General features: G+C 59.9%; 17 protein-coding genes and 1 pseudogene. 3 read left to right on the top strand and 15 right to left on the bottom strand.

Going from position 1 to position 18275, the window contains the following annotated elements; translation table 11 throughout:
- Nucleotides 1–4: 4 nt before the first annotated feature.
- Together Q8K08_RS15675 and Q8K08_RS15670 are read right to left on the bottom strand one after the other, a co-directional pair.
- Nucleotides 5–1711, bottom strand: coding sequence for a sensor histidine kinase (locus tag Q8K08_RS15675; RefSeq protein WP_304801004.1), 1707 nt, complete (start codon nucleotides 1709–1711; stop codon nucleotides 5–7).
- Nucleotides 1708–2409 (bottom strand): annotated as a pseudogene (locus Q8K08_RS15670) (response regulator transcription factor). The gene Q8K08_RS15675 and the pseudogene Q8K08_RS15670 overlap by 4 nt, the downstream one beginning before the upstream one ends.
- A gap of 360 nt (nucleotides 2410–2769) precedes the next feature.
- Between Q8K08_RS15670 and Q8K08_RS15665 the strand changes: the two are divergent.
- Nucleotides 2770–4368, top strand: a complete 1599-nt coding sequence (locus Q8K08_RS15665; RefSeq protein ID WP_304801008.1) for a phosphoenolpyruvate carboxykinase — start codon at nucleotides 2770–2772, stop codon at nucleotides 4366–4368.
- 91 nt (nucleotides 4369–4459) lie between these two features.
- Here Q8K08_RS15665 and Q8K08_RS15660 read toward each other — a convergent pair whose 3' ends face one another.
- Complete coding sequence (locus Q8K08_RS15660; RefSeq protein ID WP_304801010.1) at nucleotides 4460–5245, bottom strand: sulfite exporter TauE/SafE family protein; 786 nt, start codon at nucleotides 5243–5245, stop codon at nucleotides 4460–4462.
- Between the two features lie 203 nt (nucleotides 5246–5448).
- Here Q8K08_RS15660 and Q8K08_RS15655 point away from each other — a divergent pair, with 203 nt between their 5' ends.
- Nucleotides 5449–7116 (top strand): acyl-CoA dehydrogenase family protein, encoded by a 1668-nt coding sequence (locus Q8K08_RS15655; RefSeq protein WP_305250664.1) that lies wholly within the window; start codon nucleotides 5449–5451, stop codon nucleotides 7114–7116.
- A gap of 169 nt (nucleotides 7117–7285) precedes the next feature.
- On the opposite strand, the gene Q8K08_RS15650 is transcribed toward Q8K08_RS15655, so the two are convergent.
- Nucleotides 7286–8506 (bottom strand): MFS transporter, encoded by a 1221-nt coding sequence (locus tag Q8K08_RS15650; RefSeq protein WP_304801014.1) that lies wholly within the window; start codon nucleotides 8504–8506, stop codon nucleotides 7286–7288.
- Nucleotides 8507–8580: 74 nt separating this feature from the next.
- The gene (gene recO / locus Q8K08_RS15645; protein WP_304801016.1) at nucleotides 8581–9306 is read right to left on the bottom strand and encodes a DNA repair protein RecO; all 726 of its coding nucleotides are present in this window, start codon (nucleotides 9304–9306) and stop codon (nucleotides 8581–8583) included.
- An 87-nt stretch (nucleotides 9307–9393) separates the two neighbouring features.
- On the opposite strand from recO, the gene Q8K08_RS15640 reads away from it, so the two are divergent.
- Nucleotides 9394–9999, top strand: coding sequence for a Pr6Pr family membrane protein (locus tag Q8K08_RS15640; protein ID WP_304801019.1), 606 nt, complete (start codon nucleotides 9394–9396; stop codon nucleotides 9997–9999).
- Here Q8K08_RS15640 and Q8K08_RS15635 read toward each other — a convergent pair.
- The 10 genes from Q8K08_RS15635 to Q8K08_RS15590 form a co-directional block, all read right to left on the bottom strand.
- On the bottom strand, nucleotides 9991–10335 hold the full coding sequence (locus Q8K08_RS15635; RefSeq protein ID WP_304801022.1) for a DUF1491 family protein: 345 nt from the start codon (nucleotides 10333–10335) through the stop codon (nucleotides 9991–9993). The two genes, Q8K08_RS15640 and Q8K08_RS15635, sit on opposite strands and share 9 nt — an antisense overlap.
- Nucleotides 10336–10337: 2 nt before the next feature.
- A complete protein-coding gene (era, locus tag Q8K08_RS15630) occupies nucleotides 10338–11255 on the bottom strand; it encodes a GTPase Era (RefSeq protein ID WP_305250661.1) in 918 nt (305 codons plus the stop codon).
- Nucleotides 11252–11938 carry a ribonuclease III gene (rnc, locus tag Q8K08_RS15625; protein WP_304803552.1) on the bottom strand — a complete coding sequence of 229 codons (687 nt, stop codon included), beginning with the start codon at nucleotides 11936–11938 and terminating at the stop codon, nucleotides 11252–11254. Before rnc ends, era begins: the two co-directional genes overlap by 4 nt.
- The gene (gene lepB / locus Q8K08_RS15620) at nucleotides 11935–12723 is read right to left on the bottom strand and encodes a signal peptidase I (protein WP_304803549.1); all 789 of its coding nucleotides are present in this window, start codon (nucleotides 12721–12723) and stop codon (nucleotides 11935–11937) included. The genes rnc and lepB overlap by 4 nt, the downstream gene beginning before the upstream one ends.
- Before the next feature lie 86 nt (nucleotides 12724–12809).
- Nucleotides 12810–13220, bottom strand: a complete 411-nt coding sequence (gene acpS / locus Q8K08_RS15615) for a holo-ACP synthase (protein ID WP_304803546.1) — start codon at nucleotides 13218–13220, stop codon at nucleotides 12810–12812.
- Nucleotides 13221–13224: 4 nt separating this feature from the next.
- Nucleotides 13225–13671, bottom strand: a complete 447-nt coding sequence (locus Q8K08_RS15610; RefSeq protein ID WP_304803544.1) for a hypothetical protein — start codon at nucleotides 13669–13671, stop codon at nucleotides 13225–13227.
- 66 nt (nucleotides 13672–13737) lie between these two features.
- Complete coding sequence (locus Q8K08_RS15605; RefSeq protein ID WP_304804035.1) at nucleotides 13738–14490, bottom strand: pyridoxine 5'-phosphate synthase; 753 nt, start codon at nucleotides 14488–14490, stop codon at nucleotides 13738–13740.
- A gap of 32 nt (nucleotides 14491–14522) precedes the next feature.
- Nucleotides 14523–15197 (bottom strand): DUF2062 domain-containing protein, encoded by a 675-nt coding sequence (locus Q8K08_RS15600; RefSeq protein ID WP_304804037.1) that lies wholly within the window; start codon nucleotides 15195–15197, stop codon nucleotides 14523–14525.
- A gap of 214 nt (nucleotides 15198–15411) precedes the next feature.
- Nucleotides 15412–16089 (bottom strand): DUF2062 domain-containing protein, encoded by a 678-nt coding sequence (locus Q8K08_RS15595; RefSeq protein WP_305250659.1) that lies wholly within the window; start codon nucleotides 16087–16089, stop codon nucleotides 15412–15414.
- A gap of 42 nt (nucleotides 16090–16131) precedes the next feature.
- Nucleotides 16132–18249 (bottom strand): bifunctional (p)ppGpp synthetase/guanosine-3',5'-bis(diphosphate) 3'-pyrophosphohydrolase, encoded by a 2118-nt coding sequence (locus Q8K08_RS15590; RefSeq protein WP_304804782.1) that lies wholly within the window; start codon nucleotides 18247–18249, stop codon nucleotides 16132–16134.
- Between the last annotated feature and the right edge of the window lie 26 nt (nucleotides 18250–18275).

Raw genomic sequence — 18275 nt, 5'->3', positions numbered from 1 at the left:
AGGATCAGACCGGCAGACCAACAATGAACCGCGCGCCTAGTGGGTCCGATGTGGCATCGGCGTGGGTCGGCCGAATGTTTTCTGCCCAGATCACGCCGCCATGAGCCTCAACAATCTGCTTCGAGATAGACAGGCCAAGGCCGGAATTGTTGCCAAACTGCCCTTGTGGCCGTTCAGAGTAAAACCGCTTGAACACCTTCGTAAGCGCCTCTTCGGGAATGCCTGGACCGGTGTCTTCGACCACCACCAGCACACGATTGTCACGCTCGCGCATCCAGACCCGAACGGCATCTCCGTCTTCGCAGAACGAAACCGCGTTGGTGATCAGGTTGACAAACACCTGCGCCAAGCGCGCCTCCAGCCCGGATATCATGATCGGGGTCGTCGGGAAGTCGGTGATCAGTTCAACACCCTTCTCACCCGCCTGCTGCCCCAGATATTCGCACAGATTGGTCAGTGTTTTGGTAAGGTTAAACTGTTCTTCCTCTTCCTTCACCAATTCGCTGTCGAGCCTTGAGGCGTTGGAAATATCGCTGACAAGCCGATCCAGACGGCGGACGTCATGGTCAATCACTTCCAGCAACCGGGTACGCTGGTCATCGCGCTTTGCCATATGCAGCGAGGCGACAGCCGAGCGAAGGCTGGCCAGCGGGTTCTTGATTTCATGGGCAACATCTGCGGCGAATTGTTCATTGGCGTCGATGCGGTCATACAGTGCTGCGACCATGCCGCGCACTGCGACAGACAGCCGCCCGATTTCGTCGGGACGCCCGGCAAGATCCGGTATTCTGATACGCCCCGGCTGCATCTTTCTCGCATCGCGGTCGTGGCCCAGTTCGGCCGCCGCCGCAAGATCGGACAAGGGATTTGCAATAGTCGAGGCCAACACAAGGCTTAGCCCGATCGACACCAGCAGTGCTAACAGGAACATCTGCAAGATCTGTTCGCGTTCGTTGCGCACCAGCGCGTCAATCTCGCCCTCGGCGCTGATCAGGGCAACAACGGCCAGGACTTCACCGGCGCGCTCAACCGGGCTTACGACTGAAAACAGCGCCCCGCCCTCTGCCCCTTTGCCTAGATTGATCACGGTTTCCCCGGACATCGCCCTTTGAAACAAGGCCCGCGCCAGACTTTCGGGGTCAACAACCGCCCCACGCCCGCGGCCTGACGAGAACAGTTTTGATGAATTTTCCCAGACGGAATTCAGAAAATCAGTAATCAGCGTGGATTGGCCGGACACCGCCCCCTCCTGCCCGCGGATCGCGCCTGTAGCGTTGCCAACCACACGGCCATCTTTGTCGATGACATAGATCGAGGTTCCGGCGCTTAGACTGATGTCACCGATGGACCGCGCAAACACGCTGTCCTCACCCATATCGACTATCCCTTCTGCGGGAAGGCGCGATTCAAAGATATCTGCGACTAATTGCGCTTCGGTCACAAACGCCTGTTCGCGCTGAATAACAAGGCTGTCGCGGAAGGGGTTCAGAAACAGCACGCCCGCAACCAGCACCAGCAAAGCCATCAGATTGAAAATGATGATCTTGCGTGCAAGCGGTGAGCGGTTGAGAGACACAAGCCCCCGCTTGTTCCGGCTGTTGCGCAAGGCAGGGTCATCGCCCTCGGGCGAGACCCAATCCTCACTCAACAGGACATCACCGCCCTTTGGTTTCTGCGTCTCCCTGAGACCGATATGAGGCATCGCAGTCATGCTTCGTTGTAACGATAGCCAATGCCATACAGGGTTTCGATGGCGGAAAACTCATCATCCACCGATCGCATCTTCTTGCGCAGCCGCTTGATGTGGCTGTCGATCGTGCGGTCGTCAACATAGACCTGATCGTCATAGGCCACGTCCATCAGCTGGTCGCGCGACTTAACAAAACCAGGTCGCTGGGCAAGTGCCTGAAGCAGCATGAATTCAGTGACAGTCAAGGAAACATCAAGACCCTTCCATGTCACAGAGTGGCGCAGCGGGTCCATCCGCAACTGGCCGCGCTCCATGATCTTGGTTTCTTCGGTGACGGCCACTTCGCCCGTGGCAATCGCTTCTTGCCGCCGCAAAAGTGCCCGGATGCGTTCAACCAGCAGGCGTTGGCTGAAGGGCTTTTTAACATAGTCGTCGGCCCCCATCCGAAGGCCCAGCACTTCGTCGATCTCATCATCTTTGGATGTGAGAAAGATTACCGGCATCGACGTTTTCTGACGGATGCGCTGCAACAGATCCATACCGTCCATACGCGGCATCTTGATGTCAAGCACAGCCATGTCAGGCATCTTGCGCGTAAACGCATCATAGGCTGACTAGCCGTCGTTGTAGGTTTCAACCTCGAAACCTTCGGCTTCAAGTGTCATTGCGACCGACGTCAGGATATTCCTGTCGTCGTCAACAAGGGCGATCCTTGCCATGATTGAGTTTCCTTGTGACTGCCCGAACTCTTATATTTTCTACCATGATCTGTGGAACTGGTCACGGAATCAACAGTGAAGTACGAATCACCAGCCATTCGTCTCCTATCTGGCAAGAAAATTGCGAATGAATGGCTAATATGCCTCACTTCAACCAAACGGGCCAAAATGGTTGCGCTAACCTCACAATGGTTGCGCTAACTGTGCCATTGCATCCTGTTCCGATCTGTCATCCCTGTGTTATAGGCGGCTTGTGGCACCCCAATGGCCCTGGGGGCTGCCGGTATCCTATTGGCCCGGATACCGAATTCTGACCGACATTCAGTCCGCACATCAGCGTGGACAACGGGAGCTTGCAGGATGAACCACGGACGCGTGAACCCCAATCAGACCCTTGACGCACACGGCATCACCGGTTTGGGCAACGTCTATTATAACCAAATAGAGCCTGCCCTTGTCGAAGCCGCAGTCTCGCGTGGCGAAGGGCGTCTGGGCAAAGGTGGCGCGTTCCTGTGCTCTACCGGTCAGTTTACCGGCCGTTCTCCCAAAGATAAATTCGTGGTCCGCACCCCGTCGGTTGAAGATTCGATCTGGTGGGACAACAACGCGCCGATGGCACCTGATGCTTACGCCGTGCTGAAAGCAGACATGCTGGCGCATCTGACGGGCCGCGACATGTTCGTGCAAGACCTTTACGCCGGGGCCGATCCGCTGCACCGTCTGGATGTGCGGGTGGTCACCGAACTGGCGTGGCATGGCCTGTTCATCAGGCACCTGCTTCGCCGCCCCGCGCGGGAAGAGTTGGACGGCTTCACCCCAGAATGGACGATCATCAACGTCCCCAGTTTCAAGGCTGATCCGGTACGGCATGGCTGCCGGTCGGAAACCGTGATCGCGCTGAACTTTGACGAAAAAACCGTGCTGATCGGCAACACCGCCTATGCGGGCGAAAACAAGAAGTCGGTCTTCACGATTCTGAACTATCTGCTGCCAGGCAAGGGCGTGATGGCGATGCATTGCAGCGCCAACCATGCCATCGGCAACCCGGTCGATGCGGCGGTGTTCTTTGGCCTGTCGGGCACCGGCAAGACCACCCTGTCCGCCGCCCCCGACCGCACGCTGATCGGCGATGATGAACACGGCTGGTCCGACCGCGGCATCTTCAACTTTGAAGGCGGCTGCTATGCAAAGACCATCAACCTCGACCCAAAGGCCGAGCCTGAAATCTACGCCACCACATCGCGCTTTGGCACCGTGGTCGAAAACATGGTCTATGACCCCGAGACGTTTGATCTTGATTTCGCCGACAAATCCCTGACCGAAAACACCCGCTGCGCCTATCCGCTGGAGGCGATCTCCAACGCTTCGACCACTGGCCTTGGCGGGTCGCCCAAGCATGTGGTGATGCTGACCTGTGACGCCTTTGGCGTGCTGCCGCCCATCGCGCGGCTGTCCCCGGCGCAGGCGATGTATCACTTCCTGTCGGGCTTCACATCAAAGGCAGCGGGAACCGAGAGGGGGATCACAGAACCGCAACCCACCTTCTCGACCTGTTTTGGCGCACCCTTCATGCCGCGCCGCCCCGAGATCTACGGCAAACTGTTGCAGGAAAAGATCCTGAAACAGGGCGCGACCTGCTGGCTGGTCAACACCGGCTGGACCGGCGGGGCCTATGGCACCGGCAAGCGCATGCCGATCAAGGCCACGCGCGCCCTGCTCAGCGCCGCACTGGACGGATCGCTTGCAGGCGTCGAATTCCGGCGCGATCCGAACTTCGGATTTGATGTGCCTGTGGCTGTCACGGGCGTCGACTGCACCCTGCTCAATCCCCGCACCACCTGGGCTGACCCTGCTGCCTATGATGCGCAGGCGAAAAAGCTGGTTGATATGTTCTCGAAAAACTTCGGCCAGTACGTGCCCTACATCGACGACGACATCAAAGCCGCCGCGATTGGCTGATCCTGCCTGACCTGACAGCGCCCGCGCCTCAGATGCGCGGGCGCTTTGCGTTTGCTGCTTTCCAAATACTCCCGCGCAGAGCGCATTTACCCTAGGCCACCAGTGCCTGCACAATCAGGTTCAGCCCCGTCACCACCAAAAGCGCCTGGGTCCAGCGCCGGAACCGCGCCTGTGGCAGACGGTCCTGCAGACGATAGCCCAGCACCATCCCGAGTTGCGCGGGCACAATCAGCGCCGCCGAAAAAGCCATCGTATGTGCATTGGCAAGCCCCGTGCCCAGGTGAGCTGCCAGCAGCGCCACTGCGCCAATCAGAAACACCACACCCTGCGCACGCACCGCATCAAGCTTGCTGGCATTGATCGACAAGAGATAGACCAGCAAGGGCGGCCCCCAGATGCCCGACACGCCACCATAAAGCCCGCCAATCACCCCCAGCCCCCACTCCGCACGGCTGCGATGCTCCAGCCGCAGGGCCAGCGGCACGCCTGCAAGCTGCAGCGCGGCAAAGGCGGTGACTGGCACGCCCAAAAGCAGTAGATAGGCGACACGTGGAATGTGATCGAAAAACTGCGCAGCAATGGCGATGAATACCACCGTTCCGATCAAAAAGCGCCTGAATTGCCATGCGGTGGTCTTTGCCGGACCAAACCCTTGCCGGAATGCCTGACTCAGGTTTGTGACTAATGTGGGCAAGATCAGCCCTGCAAGTGCCACCTCGGGCGGCAAAAAGGCCGAGAAGGCCGAGATCATGATCAGCGGCATCGCAAAACCAACCGCTCCCTTGACGAAGCCCGCCAGCAAGGTAACGACAACAGCAGCAGTCAAAGGCCAAAACCCCTGATCAACCGAGACATAAAGGACGGCGTTTTCAATCATGTGCCCTGCATTGCGCGCGCCGACGAAAATGGAAAGCCCAGTTTGCGCGTCAGCCGCAAAACCAGTCTGCCTACCGCTCGCGCCAGGATTGCCTGCGACATTTTCGATCATACCAATGGCTTTGCATTGAAATTAAGTTGCGCTGCACTTGCAAAGTGATTAGCTCAAAAGCACTCGCAGAATCCAAAGACAGGAAGCGCGCCATGGCCCATGACGGACAGACGACCCCCACTTCGCCGCTGCTGGCAGACCTGCTGGCGCTGACGGCGCAAGCGCTGCCCGAAACCGAGGCACTGTTCAACGCTGGCCGCGAAAACCTGCGCGACATGGTCAGCATCTCGGGAAAGATCTCTGCTGTCGCGATGGAAGAACACCAATACGCCGCCCATGCGATGGCATGGCTTGCAACCTATACCGAAGCCCTGCGCCAGATGCAGGCTTGGGCGACCCGGCTGACGGCGGATGGCAAGTTTGGCGAAATGGAAGCACTGATCCTCCAGATCACTTTCGGCGAGTATCTGAACCAGATTCATGGGGGCATCCCCATGAGCCAGGGAGAGGTCGCGCGCTTGCAGGACCTGAACCTTTCCCCGGCAGCCTGCGGTGCGGCGGCACAGACCCTTATGGCCCAAGGAAACACCGCCGCCGCCCGCGCACGCCTTGTGGCGCTGATGCGTGACACCCGCGCCAATGCAACCTTTGGCGCAACCGGGCTGGATGACGAGTTGGAGATGATCCGCGACCAGTTCCGCCGCTTTGCTGGCGAACAGGTCACGCCTTTTGCCCATGAATGGCACCTCAAGGATGCGCTGATCCCGATGTCGGTGATCGACCAGCTGGCGGAAATGGGTGTGTTTGGCCTGACCATCCCAGAGGAATTCGGCGGCTTTGGCCTGTCCAAGGCCAGCATGGTCGTGGTGTCCGAGGAACTGTCGCGCGGCTATATCGGCGTGGGCTCCCTCGCCACCCGGTCAGAGATTGCCGCGGAGCTGATCCTGTGCGGCGGCACGCCCGAGCAAAAGGCGCATTGGTTGCCCAAACTGGCAAGCGGGGAAATCCTGCCGACGGCGGTGTTCACCGAGCCCAACACCGGATCGGATCTCGGCTCTTTGCGCACGCGGGCGCGGCGCGAAGGCGACAGTTGGACCATCACCGGCAACAAGACCTGGATCACCCATGCGGCGCGCACCCATGTGATGACCGTGCTGGCCCGCAGCGTGGATGCGACCAGCGACTATCGTGGGCTGTCGATGTTTCTGGCCGAAAAGACCCCCGGCACGGACGAGACGCCCTTTGTCGACCCCGGCCTGTCGGGTGGCGAGATCGAGGTGTTGGGCTACCGCGGCATGAAGGAATACACCGTCAACTTTGATGACTTCAAGGTAAAGGGCGAAAACCTGCTGGGCGGGGTAGAGGGTCAGGGGTTCAAGCAATTGATGCAGACCTTCGAATCTGCCCGCATCCAGACCGCTGCCCGCGCCATCGGTGTCGCGCAGAACGCGCTCGATGTGGGGCTGAGCTATGCCGAGGACCGCAAGCAGTTCGGCCAGGCTCTGATCGAATTCCCTCGCGTGGCCAGCAAGCTGGCGATGATGGCGGTAGAGATCATGGTGGCACGTCAGCTGACTTACTTCAGTGCTTGGCAAAAGGACCATGACAAGCGCTGCGATCTGGAAGCAGGGATGGCCAAACTGCTTGGCGCGCGTGTGGCCTGGGCAGCGGCCGACAATGCCTTGCAGATCCACGGCGGCAACGGCTTTGCACTGGAGTATCAGATCAGCCGTATCCTGTGTGATGCCCGCATCCTGAACATCTTTGAAGGGGCCGCCGAGATTCAAGCGCAGGTGATTGCCCGGCGATTGCTGGATTAATCGTGCGACGCGCCTGAAAAGGTCTCATACTGCGCCCGAAGCCGCCTCCGCAAACGGCATCGGGCCTTGGACATCTGGCGTGTTTGGGCCTCAAGGTCGTAATATGAGTACTTTCACCAAGATGAAACGGCGGCGAACTGCGCTTTTGATTTCATCTTGGCGTAAATACTCATCTTTCCACCTGCTGCACCACGCGCTGCACACCAAGGCGGGGGTGCAATCGGCCTGAGATCGCCCAAGCTATCACAAGACCGACCCCAGACGCCGCGAAGATCCCCGGCAAAGGGGCCACCAACAGCACCAACCATGCAGCCCCTGGGGTCAGGATGCCCGAGACATCGCGAAAGCTGGAGTAGACTGCTGACATCTCGGTTCGCTCGGACGGCTTCACAGCCATCAGAAACGGCAGGCCGCCAACGATGTCCAATAGCACCAGAAACACCGCCGCAGCCATGCAGCACAGCACCGTGGCCCAAGGCAGTGGCGATACAGCGGCGGCAGCAAGGAACAACATGCCACCGGCGCCAAAAGCGAAGCGCACCGTGCGGCGCACGCTGGCAGACCGGGCATAGCGCAGCATCACCGGTGAGGCGAACAGAAGCGCGTTGGACAGCGACAGGGCCACGCCGCCAACCTTGTCGCCCAAGCCTGCCTCGATGCAAAAGATCGGCAGGTAGACCACATAGACCCACCAGCCGCAGGAGCGCATGACCGCAAACAGCCATCCTGCAATCAGCCGGGGTTGCGCGAAGAACCGGCCCAGATAGGCCAGCGGGTTGGCGGCAGGCCCCTTGGCACGGCTGATCTGTTTGCCATTGCCCAATCGCAGCACCCAAAAAACTGTCAGCAGCAAAATCGCGCAGGCCCCGGCTACCACAAAAGGCAAGGGTGCCCAGATGCTGCGCAACCAGACTCCCAGAAGCGGTCCGATCGCCCATGGCCCGGCGGCAAAGACCATCTGCATAGACTGACTGCGGCCAAGGTTCTGGCGGTCAATATAGTCGAGAATATAGGCGTTCAGGCAGACAAAGGTGGTCGCCGTGGCCATCGCAAGGCAGGTCAGCGCAACGGGCATCAGCCAGCCGGTGCCCACAATCGCAATGCTCATGCCAATCAGGTAGAGGCCGCAACCCAGCGTATACATCCAGCGCCGCGGAATGTGCCGCGTGGCCCATGGCACCATGAGGCCCCAGATCAACGAGACGATGCCGGCAACGAAATAGGCCGATGAGGTTGCCTCGGCGCTGCCAAGTGCGTCATAGACCGCCAGCGGCATGGCCGAAACCAAGGTGCCGCGCACGGCTGCCTCCAGCCCCGACAAAAGGGCAAAACTTTGCACCTTTGGGGCCGGAGCATGCTTCAGGTGAAGGGGAATGAATTTATTGGCCATGTCATATCTCGCCTGCCATTTGCCCAAGGATTGGGCGGCAGGTCTGATCCGGGCGCGACACTTTGCGTCGTTTGTCAGCCCGAACTGCGATTGATCCGCGCAAGCAAGCGAGCGCGGGACTCGGGTAACGGGCTTGGCCGCATATCAGACGCCAGTTCCCGGCCAAGGAAATGGCCGGTGATGGCCAGCGCCTGCGCCGCGTCGGCGAGGGTAACCGGACCCTGCCCCATCAGCGCCTGTGGCAAAGGCAGCAGCCTGGGGACCCAATCGCCAGCAGCGTTGCGTGACACCGCGCGCCCGGTGCGCGGGCTGACGTAGCCCAGATCATCGCGCTGCCCGGTTATGGCACAGCGCGACAGATCCAGGCCAAAGCCGATCTCATCAAGCAGCAGCATTTCCCACCGCAGATAATCGCCCACCCAATCGGTTCCGCCTGCCATGGCATCCATCAACGACACCGTGCTGCGATACAAAATCGGGTGGGGGTCGCGCTCGGGCATGCTGATGTGCAACAGCGCGCAAGCCGCCGTGAGACCCGCCAGAGCCAGCGGGCTTTCCAGCACGGCGGCGCGTGATTGCACGGGTTCGGCCAGAAACACGCCGATCTGATCATCCAGACGCGCCCGCCATGTCAGGTCAAGCTGCGCGCCGGGTTGCAGCAGCGGCGCGCGTTTGCGCGACGCCCCGCCCCGGACCACGCCGAAATGACGGCCATGGCCGCTGGTAAACACCTCGATGATTGCAGAGCCTTCGCCATGCGGTCGCATGGACAAAAGCACCCCGTCTTCGCGCCATTCCATAGGGCTGATCTTTGCAGGCGCGGCGTGGGGCTTCAAGCACTGCATTTCCGCTTGAAGCCCCAATGCGTTGCGCCAGATACTCTCCAAATGACCAATGACCTGCCCTTGCCGCCACGACTGAGCGCGGCCTTCATCTTTGCCTTGGCTATCGTGTCGCTGCGGTTGCAGTTCGATGCCAGCCATGTTGAGATGCGCAGCATTTCGGTATCGGCAACACTTTGGGCGATGGCCGGATATTTCACCGTGCTGACCAATCTGGTGGTGGCGGTGATGATGGCGCTGGTGGCGATGCGTTGGCAGGTTCCGGGGCGGCTGGCCTTTGCTGTGACTGTGGCGATTGTGATGGTAGGGCTGGTGTATCACACCCTGTTGGCGGGACTGGTCGATCCGGTCGGCATGGCGTGGTGGGCGGATCAGGGATTGCATACGGCGGTGCCAGCGCTGACTCTGGTCTGGTGGCTGCTGTTTGCGCCTGAGCCGGGCAAAGGGGTCCATGGCACAGCGCTGATCTGGCCGCTGGCCTATCTGACCTATGCGCTCACACGCGGGGCGCTGACCGGGTTCTGGCCCTATCCGTTTCTGGATGTGGGGCGCTTGGGGTGGTTGTCTGTCTCGCTAAATTGCGCCGGGATGGTGCTGGCTTTTGTGGCCGTCTCGGCAATACTGATCACGGCAAAGCGGCGATTAGGATGACAACCCGTCCTCATCCAGCAAGGTGCGCCCGGTTCTGCTTTCCAGTTCGATCACCCACAGGTCAGGGTCGCGCTGTCCGGCACGGGTGAGCATGGCGTCAACCTCGGGTTCTGGTCCATCGGCCATCTGCCGCCACACCCGCGAGCCAGTCGCCATGTCATAACCACGCTCAAAGGCGCGGGCAGTACCGTCCAGCAGCGCCACCTTGACCAGCACGGTGCCGGCGGTGGGATCACCCTTGCGGGTGACATAGGCAGGAATATCGGCCAGCCGCAGACGGTTCAGATAGGCCGAGACCCAAAGGTTCGCTTGCAGGCGGATATCAGGCGCTGGCATGGTCAGTCGCCGTCTTTGAAATCCAGCCCCATTTCGGAATAGCGCTCGGGTTCGTCCAGCCAGTTGGGGCGAACCTTGACCTGCAAGAACAGATGCACAGTGCGGTCAAGAAACTCTGAAATATCCGCCCGCGCGGCAGAGCCGATGGCCTTGATCGTCTCACCCTTGTTGCCCAGAACGATGCCCTTGTGACCATCACGCATGACATAAACGATCTGGTCGATACGCGTCGATCCGTCGGGCTTGTCTTCCCATTTTTCGGTCTCGACCGTCAGCTGATAGGGCAGTTCTTCATGCAGGCGCAGGGTCAGCTTTTCGCGCGTCATCTCGGCAGCGATCATCCGCATCGGCAGATCGGCGATTTGATCTTCGGGATAGAACCACGGACCCGCAGGCAGTTGTTCGGCCAGCCATTCGCGCAGATCTTTGACACCATAGCCTTTTTCAGCGCTGATCATGAAGGTTTTGGCAAAGGAAAAGGCTTCGTTCAGCTTTTCGGCCAGCGCCAGCAGCACCTCGGCTTTCACGCGGTCGATCTTGTTGATCGCCAAAGCTACCGGCTGACCCTGCGGCAACTGATCGCGCATCCGGTCGATGATGGCCTGCACGCCTTCGGTCAGGCCACGGTGCGCCTCGATCATCAGCACGATCACATCGGCATCCGATGCGCCACCCCATGCCGCTTTGACCATCGCACGGTCCAGACGGCGGCGAGGGCGGAACAGGCCCGGGGTATCGACAAAGACGATCTGCGCCGGCCCTTCGATCGCCACACCCCGAATACGGGTGCGGGTGGTCTGAACCTTGTGTGTCACAATCGAGATCTTGGCCCCGACCATGCGGTTCAGAAGGGTGGATTTGCCGGCATTGGGTTCGCCAATCAGGGCAACAAAGCCCGCGCGGGTGGGTGCGTCTGTCATATCTCTTGCTCCAGCCTTGCCAGCAAAGCGCGGGCGGCCTGTTGTTCGGCGATGCGCTTGGAGCCTGCGCGAGCGGTTTCGCGCGCGCCATTGTCCAGAACCACTTCGACGGTGAAAATCGGTTGATGATCCGGGCCAGTGCGCCCGGTCTGTGTATAGCATGGCGGGGTCATGCCACGGGCCTGCGCCCATTCCTGCAGCGCGGTCTTTGGGTCGCGGGCGTCGCGGTCCACCGCGCCGATACGGTCGGCCCAAAGCCGCAAGACCAACGCCCTGGCGGCATCAAAGCCGCCGTCAAGATAGACGGCGGCAATCAGCGCCTCCATTGCATCGCCCAAGAGCGCCTCTTTGCGCCGGCCACCCGACAGCATCTCAGAGCGGCCCAGCTTCATCACCTCGCCCAGATCAATCGCACGGGCGACATCGGCGCAGGTTTCCTTGCGCACCATAGCGTTAAAGCGCGGGGCCAACTGCCCTTCGGATGCGGCGACATCGGCGCCCAGCAGGGCCTCGGCCATCACAAGGCCCAGCACCCGGTCGCCCAAAAACTCCAGCCGCTGATTGTCTGGCCGGGTCTGCGATGAAAGTGAGGCGTGGGTGACGGCGCGGACCAACAGCTCAGGCGTTGCAAACTGGTGCCCGATCCGGCCCTCAAAGGCCTTAAGGTCCGCAGACAGCCTCATTCCACCGCCTTGAAGAAGCGGTCAGACCGCCACGTCCAGAAGTACAGCATCGACCGGCCCGCTGACGAGAACATGATCCTGTCGGCCCGCCCGATCAGATGGTCGGCTGGCACAAAGCCAACACCGCCCACGGCCTGCACAAAGCGGCTATCCTGGCTGTTATCGCGGTTGTCGCCCATAAAAAAGTAGTGGCCCGCAGGCACGGTGAACACATCGGTGTTGTCACCCGCGCCATTGGTGTCGATGTTCAGCACATCATGGGTTCGGCCCCCCGGAAGCGTCTCTCGGCTGCGCGATTTGGTGCAGGTATCGCCCTGCCCCACGGGTCCGTTCTCACAGCGCGGAAGATGACCCATCGGGCCTTGTTGCTCATAAACTTCGCTGAACACGCCTGCAGCTTCTTGTGGCACCTCTACCCCGTTCAGATAGACCATGCCACCACGCATCTGCACTGTATCTCCCGGCATGCCAATCAGGCGCTTGATGAAATCCGACCCGTTCACCGGATGACGGAACACAACCACATCGCCGCGCTCTGGTTCGCCAAACAGCAGTCGTCCGTCAAACGGACAAGCCGAAAACGGGCAGGAATAGCGGCTGTAGCCATAGGCCATCTTGTTCACGAACAGAAAATCACCAATCAGCAGGGTGTCTTTCATGCTGCCCGACGGAATCCAGAACGGCTGAAAAAACAAGGTGCGGAACACGCCTGCAATCAACAATGCATAGACCACTGTTTTGATCGTCTCGACGATACCGCCGTCTTCTTTCGCCTTGCTGGCCATCCTGCATCCACCTTGCTGCTCTACGGGCCGCTACATGCGCCCGCATCCGGCCCGAGTCAAGTTCAGCCCGTGGTGCGGCATGCGCTTCACCCTTTCGTCACGGGCCGGGCCTCGATCACGACAAATGCCTGTGCCCATGGATGATCGTCGGTCAGTGTGACGTGAATGACTGCGCTATGCCCGACAGGCGTCATGGTGTTCAGGCGCTCTGCCGCCCACCCGGTCACATGCATCACGGGCTGGCCGGTCTCCAGATTGGTCACGGCCATGTCTTTCCAGGAAATTCCCATTCGCAGACCAGTGCCCAGCGCCTTGGAACAGGCCTCTTTCGCGGCCCAGCGTTTGGCATAAGTTGCCGCAACCCCATGCGGGCGACTGCCAGCCTTGCGCTGCTCGGTGTCGGTAAAGACACGGTTGCGAAAACGGTCGCCAAATCGCGCGAGCGTTGCCTCGATCCGCTCGATATTGGCCAGATCACTGCCGATTCCAAGGATCATGTCGCTATTCCAGAAACCCGTTGATAACACCTGTCGCCTGATTGATGGCGACAAGCAACCTTGTGTCGCTGAACACATCCCCCTCAGACCAACGCTTTGCCGCCAGACTGACGGTCAGCCCGGTGGCGGGGTCATAGCTGGCAGTGGCCCCCGCAAGTGACAACCCGGCAAAGCCAAAGCTGCCCCGAGCCGACATGATCCGGCACTGACGCTCGCCCAACTCGGCGTATGGCGGCGACAGGATCAACAAATGAAAGGCTCCGGCAGCAGGTTCCATTACATCCATCACCGCCAACCGGACCCTGCCATTGGCAAAGGTCACCGTGTTGTCCTCCCACGGCTCGGCAATCGCCTGCGCCGCACTGCGCCAATCACACTCCGCGACCTCTTGCGCCGTTGTGGGCAAAGCTGTCCCCAGCAACATCATCAGAGCACCACCGCTCAGGCGCATGACGCGCCTCTGACAATTGCTGCTTTCCAAATACTCATCTTTCGCCCTCTGCCCCAAGCGACCCGTTCACAGACCCCGCGCCGCATCCATCAAGCGCCGCATCTCCAGGATTGCCGGACCAAGACCCATAAATACCGCCTCGCCGATCAGAAAATGCCCGATGTTCAGCTCTACCACTTGCGGGATCGCGGCGACGGGGGCCACGTTGTCAAAGGTCAGCCCATGCCCCGCATGAACCTCCAGTCCAAGACTATGGGCCAAGGCCGCCCCCTTGCGCAACGCCTCAAGTTCGGCTTCCGCCGCCTCAAGCCGGCCCTCTGCGTGCAGATCGGAATAAAGCCCCGTGTGCAGTTCGACCACAGCCGCGCCAATCCGGGCCGAGGCTTCGATCTGGCGCGCGTCATGGCTGATAAACATGCTGACACGCGCCCCTGCGTCCCGCAGCGGCGCGACAAAGGCCGCCAGCCGGTTGGTGTCGCCTGCCACATCCAGCCCGCCTTCTGTCGTGCGCTCCTCTCGACGTTCTGGCACAAGACACACGGCATGAGGGCGCGTCGCAAGACAGATTGCCTGCATCTCATCCGTTGCGCCGCATTCAAAGTTCAGCGGAATGCCGATCCCATCTTTCAGAGCGGCCATATCGCCGTCGCGGATATGGCGGCGATCTTCGCGCAAGTGGGCAGTGATCCCATCGGCCCCGGCCGCCTCGGCCAGCAGCGCCGCTCGCAGCGGGTCAGGCCATGCCGAACCGCGTGCATTGCGCAGGGTCGCCACATGGTCAATGTTGACCCCAAGTCGAAGTTTGCCGCTGTGTGTCATGGCCGTATCCTCTTGTCGTCACCCAGTAAAGATTAGGGCGCTGGTGGGGGCACGTCATCCCCTTGTTTTGTATCGGTCACAGGGTCTCTCACAGGGCCCTTCTTCGGCTCACCGCGCAAGCCCAGCGCCGCCAGCTTTTCGCGCAACAGCAGGCGCTTTTCACTCTGTTCCTTGAATTTGACACTGCGGGCGTTCTGATAGGCTTCGACCAGCGGAATGGTGATGTAGTAAAAGATCAAACTCAGCAGAATGCCCGGCCCCAGCGCGCCGATGAAATAGGGCAGGTAGATATCAGACCAGAACTGCGCCAACCCATCCCAATGCATATGTTCGGGACCAAAGATCGCCAGAAAATTATGCCAAAGCTCTGTGCCCGCGCGGCCGAAGCCGTCACCGATGGCCTCGGCGGTCAGCGGCGTGTCGATGCCCAGCATCCAATGCCCCAGCGAGATTGCCCCCACTGCAAAAAAGGGCGTGGTGATCGGGTTGGAGTTGAACGTGGCCAGCAGCGCCGCAAGAATGTTGCCACGCATCAGAAAGGCCAGCCCCCACGCTCCCAGAAACTGCAACCCCGGCAGAGGAAGAAAACCGATCAGACTGCCTGCAAACACCCCGCGCGCAATACGGTGCGGGCGGTCGGGCAAACGCTGCATGCGGTGGATGACATAGCGGGTCGCACGACGAAAGCCCCCGGTTGGGTAGAACATCTCCCGCACCCAAGCCAGCCAACCCCGCCGGTCACGCCTTTTAAAAACCACGTCGTTCCTCGCTTAGGCCTTCGGCGCGCCCGATCTGGGCGGACACCATAGCCTGACAGAAGCCGCAATACATGACTTCGATGTGACTGACACGCCAGAAATAGAGGCGGCCCAACAGCGTTTCGTGAACACCCCAACGCAAATTGTGAAGGGCGTCACAGCCTCAGCTTCCCCCGGATGCTCCGTCATCGACCGAAGACCGGGCGCGCAAACGTGCGGCCGCCCGCTCGCGCAGATTCTCTGCACGCTCGCGCCGTCTTTTTTGACGCAGCTTCTGATAGCCAAGAATAATCGGCAGACTGACATAATAACACACCGTCGCAACAATCAGGCCCGGAATGATTCCTCCCACGAAATAGGGTTTGAACAGGCCATAATAAAAATGACGCAATTTGCCCCATTGTGTTGGATCACCCGTGAATGTGGCCAGAATGTTTGACCATATCTCCCCCCCCGCATTGGTGAACGCAGTCAGGATAAGACGGGCGGGGACAGCATCAACACCCGTACCCAAAAGCCAGTGCCCAAGTTGCACCGAGCTTACGGCAATGATGGGAAAGGTAATCGGATTGCCGAAGAACGTCGCAAAAATTGCCGCGATGATATTGCCGCGCATCAGAAAGGCCAGAAAAGCCGAGGCAAAGAAATGCAGGCCGAACAAAGGCGTAAACGAAATGAACACACCAGCAAAGATGCCCCGTGCAATTCGGTGCGGCGGGTCCGGCAGTCGCGTCAGACGGTGCCAGACATAATAGCCCGCACGCATCCATCCGCCTTGCGGATAGACCAGCGCCTTAAGCCGTTCCGGCCATGACCGTTTGTTGCGGCGACGAAACACCACGCCTCAGTCCCCTTCTTACCACTCGACCCGTGCCTGCCTACGCTATGGCTTGCGGGTTTTATCACGATACCGCGACACCTGCGCAACATCGGTTTCGGCCTCAAGCGCCGTCATAACCATATGCAGATGTTCGACATCACGAAGATCAACGTCCACAATCAGACGATAAAAGTCTGGCTTGCGATCTGTAAACCTCAAGTCAGAGATATTGGCGCGCTGCTCGCCAATCAAGGTGCAAATGCGACCAAGGACGCCCGCATCGTTGGCAATCGTCATTTCCATCGTCACGGTATGCACCGCAGCGTGGCGACCAGAGTGCCAGGCCAGATCAACCCAGCGTTCGGTCTGTTCCTCAAACTCTTCCAGCGCCGGGCAGTCGATGGCATGAGCCACAACGCCCTTGCCCCGGTAAGTGATGCCGACAATGCGCTCACCCGGCACCGGTTGGCAGCATGGCGCGCGGCGGAAAGCCTGATCATCGGACAGGCCCAGAACCGGGCGAGCGGCGTCCACCACCTCCAGATCGGCGCGCGCAAGTTCGGGATAAAGCGTCTCAACCACGCGGCGCGCAGTCAGTTCGGCAGACCCAAGGCGGGCAAGCAGGTCTTCTTCGTCATGCAGGCCCAACATTTTGGCGGCGGTGCGCAACGCCTTTTCGCTAGCCTTCTTGCCAACGTGATCAAAGGCCGCGCGGGCAAGTTCCTGCCCCAGCTTGATAAAGCGACCCCGGTCTTCTTCGCGCAGTGACTTGCGGATCGCTGCCTTAGCGCGACCCGTTGTCACAATGTCGATCCAGCTGGCCTGCGGGCGTTGACCTTCGGCGGTGATGATCTCGACCGATTGGCCGTTTTTCAGCCGTGTCCACAACGGCACGCGAATGCCGTCAACCTTGGCCGACACGCAGGAATTCCCAATGCGGGTGTGGATCGAATAGGCGTAATCCAAGGGGGTTGCCCCGCGGGGAAGCTGCACCACATCGCCCTTGGGCGTGAAGCAAAATACCTGATCCGAATACATCTCAAGCTTGACGTGTTCGAGAAACTCGTCGTGATCGCCTTCGTCGAACCGTTCGGTCATCGACGCAATCCACTTGCCGGGATCAATGGCAAAGGGGTTCTGGGCGCGCACGCCTTCGCGGTAAGACCAGTGCGCTGCGACGCCCGCCTCGGCTACTTCGTGCATCTCGCGCGTGCGGATCTGCACCTCTACCCGTTTACCGTCGCGGCCCGATACCGTGGTGTGGATAGAGCGGTAGCCGTTGGTTTTTGGTTGGCTAATGTAATCCTTGAAGCGGCCCGGCACCGAGCGCCAGCGCTGATGAATCACGCCAAGGATGGTGTAGCATTCTGCCACATTGGCGCAAATGATGCGAAAACCGTAAATGTCGGACAGGCGCGAAAACGCCAAATCCTTTTCCTGCATCTTGCGCCAGATTGAAAACGGCTTTTTCGCGCGCCCATATACGGTGGCCTCTATCTCGACCTTTTCCAATTCATGCCGGATATCGGCCGTGATCTTGTGAACCACATCGCCTGCTTCGCGTTGCAGGGTCAGGAATCGGCGGATGATAGAATTGCGCGCATCAGGGTTCAGAACCTTGAAGGACAGATCCTCCAACTCTTCACGCATCCATTGCATGCCCATGCGCCCGGCAAGCGGGGCATAGATTTCCATGGTTTCGCGGGCTTTTTGCGCCTGCTTTTCCACCCGCATCGATTTGATCGTGCGCATATTATGCAAACGGTCGGCCAGTTTGACCAGAATCACCCGCAGGTCTTTGGACATCGCCATGAACAGCTTGCGGAAGTTTTCCGCCTGCTGGGTTTCGGTCGATGACAATTGCAGGTTGGTCAGCTTGGTGACGCCATCGACCAACTCGGCCACCTCTTGACCGAACTGGCGTTCAACCTCGGTATAGGTGGACTTGGTGTCTTCGATCGTGTCATGCAGCAGCGCCGTCACGATGGTCGCATCATCAAGCCGCTGTTCCGTCAGAATGGCGGCAACGGCGACGGGGTGGGTGAAATACGGCTCACCCGATTTGCGCATCTGACCTTCATGCATCTGCATGCCGTACGCGTAGGCGCGGCGGATCAGATCGGCATTGGTTCGCGGATTGTAATTCCGGACAAGGGCGATGAGGTCTTCTACGTCGATCATCATCGCCCCTGAAGCGGGGTTCCCCC

Source organism: Pseudotabrizicola sp., from assembly GCF_030684215.1.
Classification (GTDB): Bacteria; Pseudomonadota; Alphaproteobacteria; order Rhodobacterales; family Rhodobacteraceae; genus Pseudotabrizicola.
The sequence above is the reverse complement of the archived record's forward strand: the minus strand, read 5'-3'. Positions and strand labels throughout refer to the sequence as shown.

Bases quoted from the DNA above. Each gene is read 5' to 3' on its own strand.
- Q8K08_RS15675 (WP_304801004.1), bottom strand. From the start codon at position 1,711: ATGACTGCGATGCCTCATATCGGTCTCAGGGAGACGCAGAAACCAAAG.
- Q8K08_RS15665 (WP_304801008.1), top strand. From the start codon at position 2,770: ATGAACCACGGACGCGTGAACCCCAATCAGACCCTTGACGCACACGGC.
- Q8K08_RS15660 (WP_304801010.1), bottom strand. From the start codon at position 5,245: ATGATTGAAAACGCCGTCCTTTATGTCTCGGTTGATCAGGGGTTTTGG.
- Q8K08_RS15655 (WP_305250664.1), top strand. From the start codon at position 5,449: ATGGCCCATGACGGACAGACGACCCCCACTTCGCCGCTGCTGGCAGAC.
- Q8K08_RS15650 (WP_304801014.1), bottom strand. From the start codon at position 8,506: ATGGCCAATAAATTCATTCCCCTTCACCTGAAGCATGCTCCGGCCCCA.
- recO (WP_304801016.1), bottom strand. From the start codon at position 9,306: ATGGAATGGCGCGAAGACGGGGTGCTTTTGTCCATGCGACCGCATGGC.
- Q8K08_RS15640 (WP_304801019.1), top strand. From the start codon at position 9,394: ATGACCAATGACCTGCCCTTGCCGCCACGACTGAGCGCGGCCTTCATC.
- Q8K08_RS15635 (WP_304801022.1), bottom strand. From the start codon at position 10,335: ATGCCAGCGCCTGATATCCGCCTGCAAGCGAACCTTTGGGTCTCGGCC.
- era (WP_305250661.1), bottom strand. From the start codon at position 11,255: ATGACAGACGCACCCACCCGCGCGGGCTTTGTTGCCCTGATTGGCGAA.
- rnc (WP_304803552.1), bottom strand. From the start codon at position 11,938: ATGAGGCTGTCTGCGGACCTTAAGGCCTTTGAGGGCCGGATCGGGCAC.
- lepB (WP_304803549.1), bottom strand. From the start codon at position 12,723: ATGGCCAGCAAGGCGAAAGAAGACGGCGGTATCGTCGAGACGATCAAA.
- acpS (WP_304803546.1), bottom strand. From the start codon at position 13,220: ATGATCCTTGGAATCGGCAGTGATCTGGCCAATATCGAGCGGATCGAG.
- Q8K08_RS15610 (WP_304803544.1), bottom strand. From the start codon at position 13,671: ATGCGCCTGAGCGGTGGTGCTCTGATGATGTTGCTGGGGACAGCTTTG.
- Q8K08_RS15605 (WP_304804035.1), bottom strand. From the start codon at position 14,490: ATGACACACAGCGGCAAACTTCGACTTGGGGTCAACATTGACCATGTG.
- Q8K08_RS15600 (WP_304804037.1), bottom strand. From the start codon at position 15,197: ATGTTCTACCCAACCGGGGGCTTTCGTCGTGCGACCCGCTATGTCATC.
- Q8K08_RS15590 (WP_304804782.1), bottom strand. From the start codon at position 18,249: ATGATCGACGTAGAAGACCTCATCGCCCTTGTCCGGAATTACAATCCG.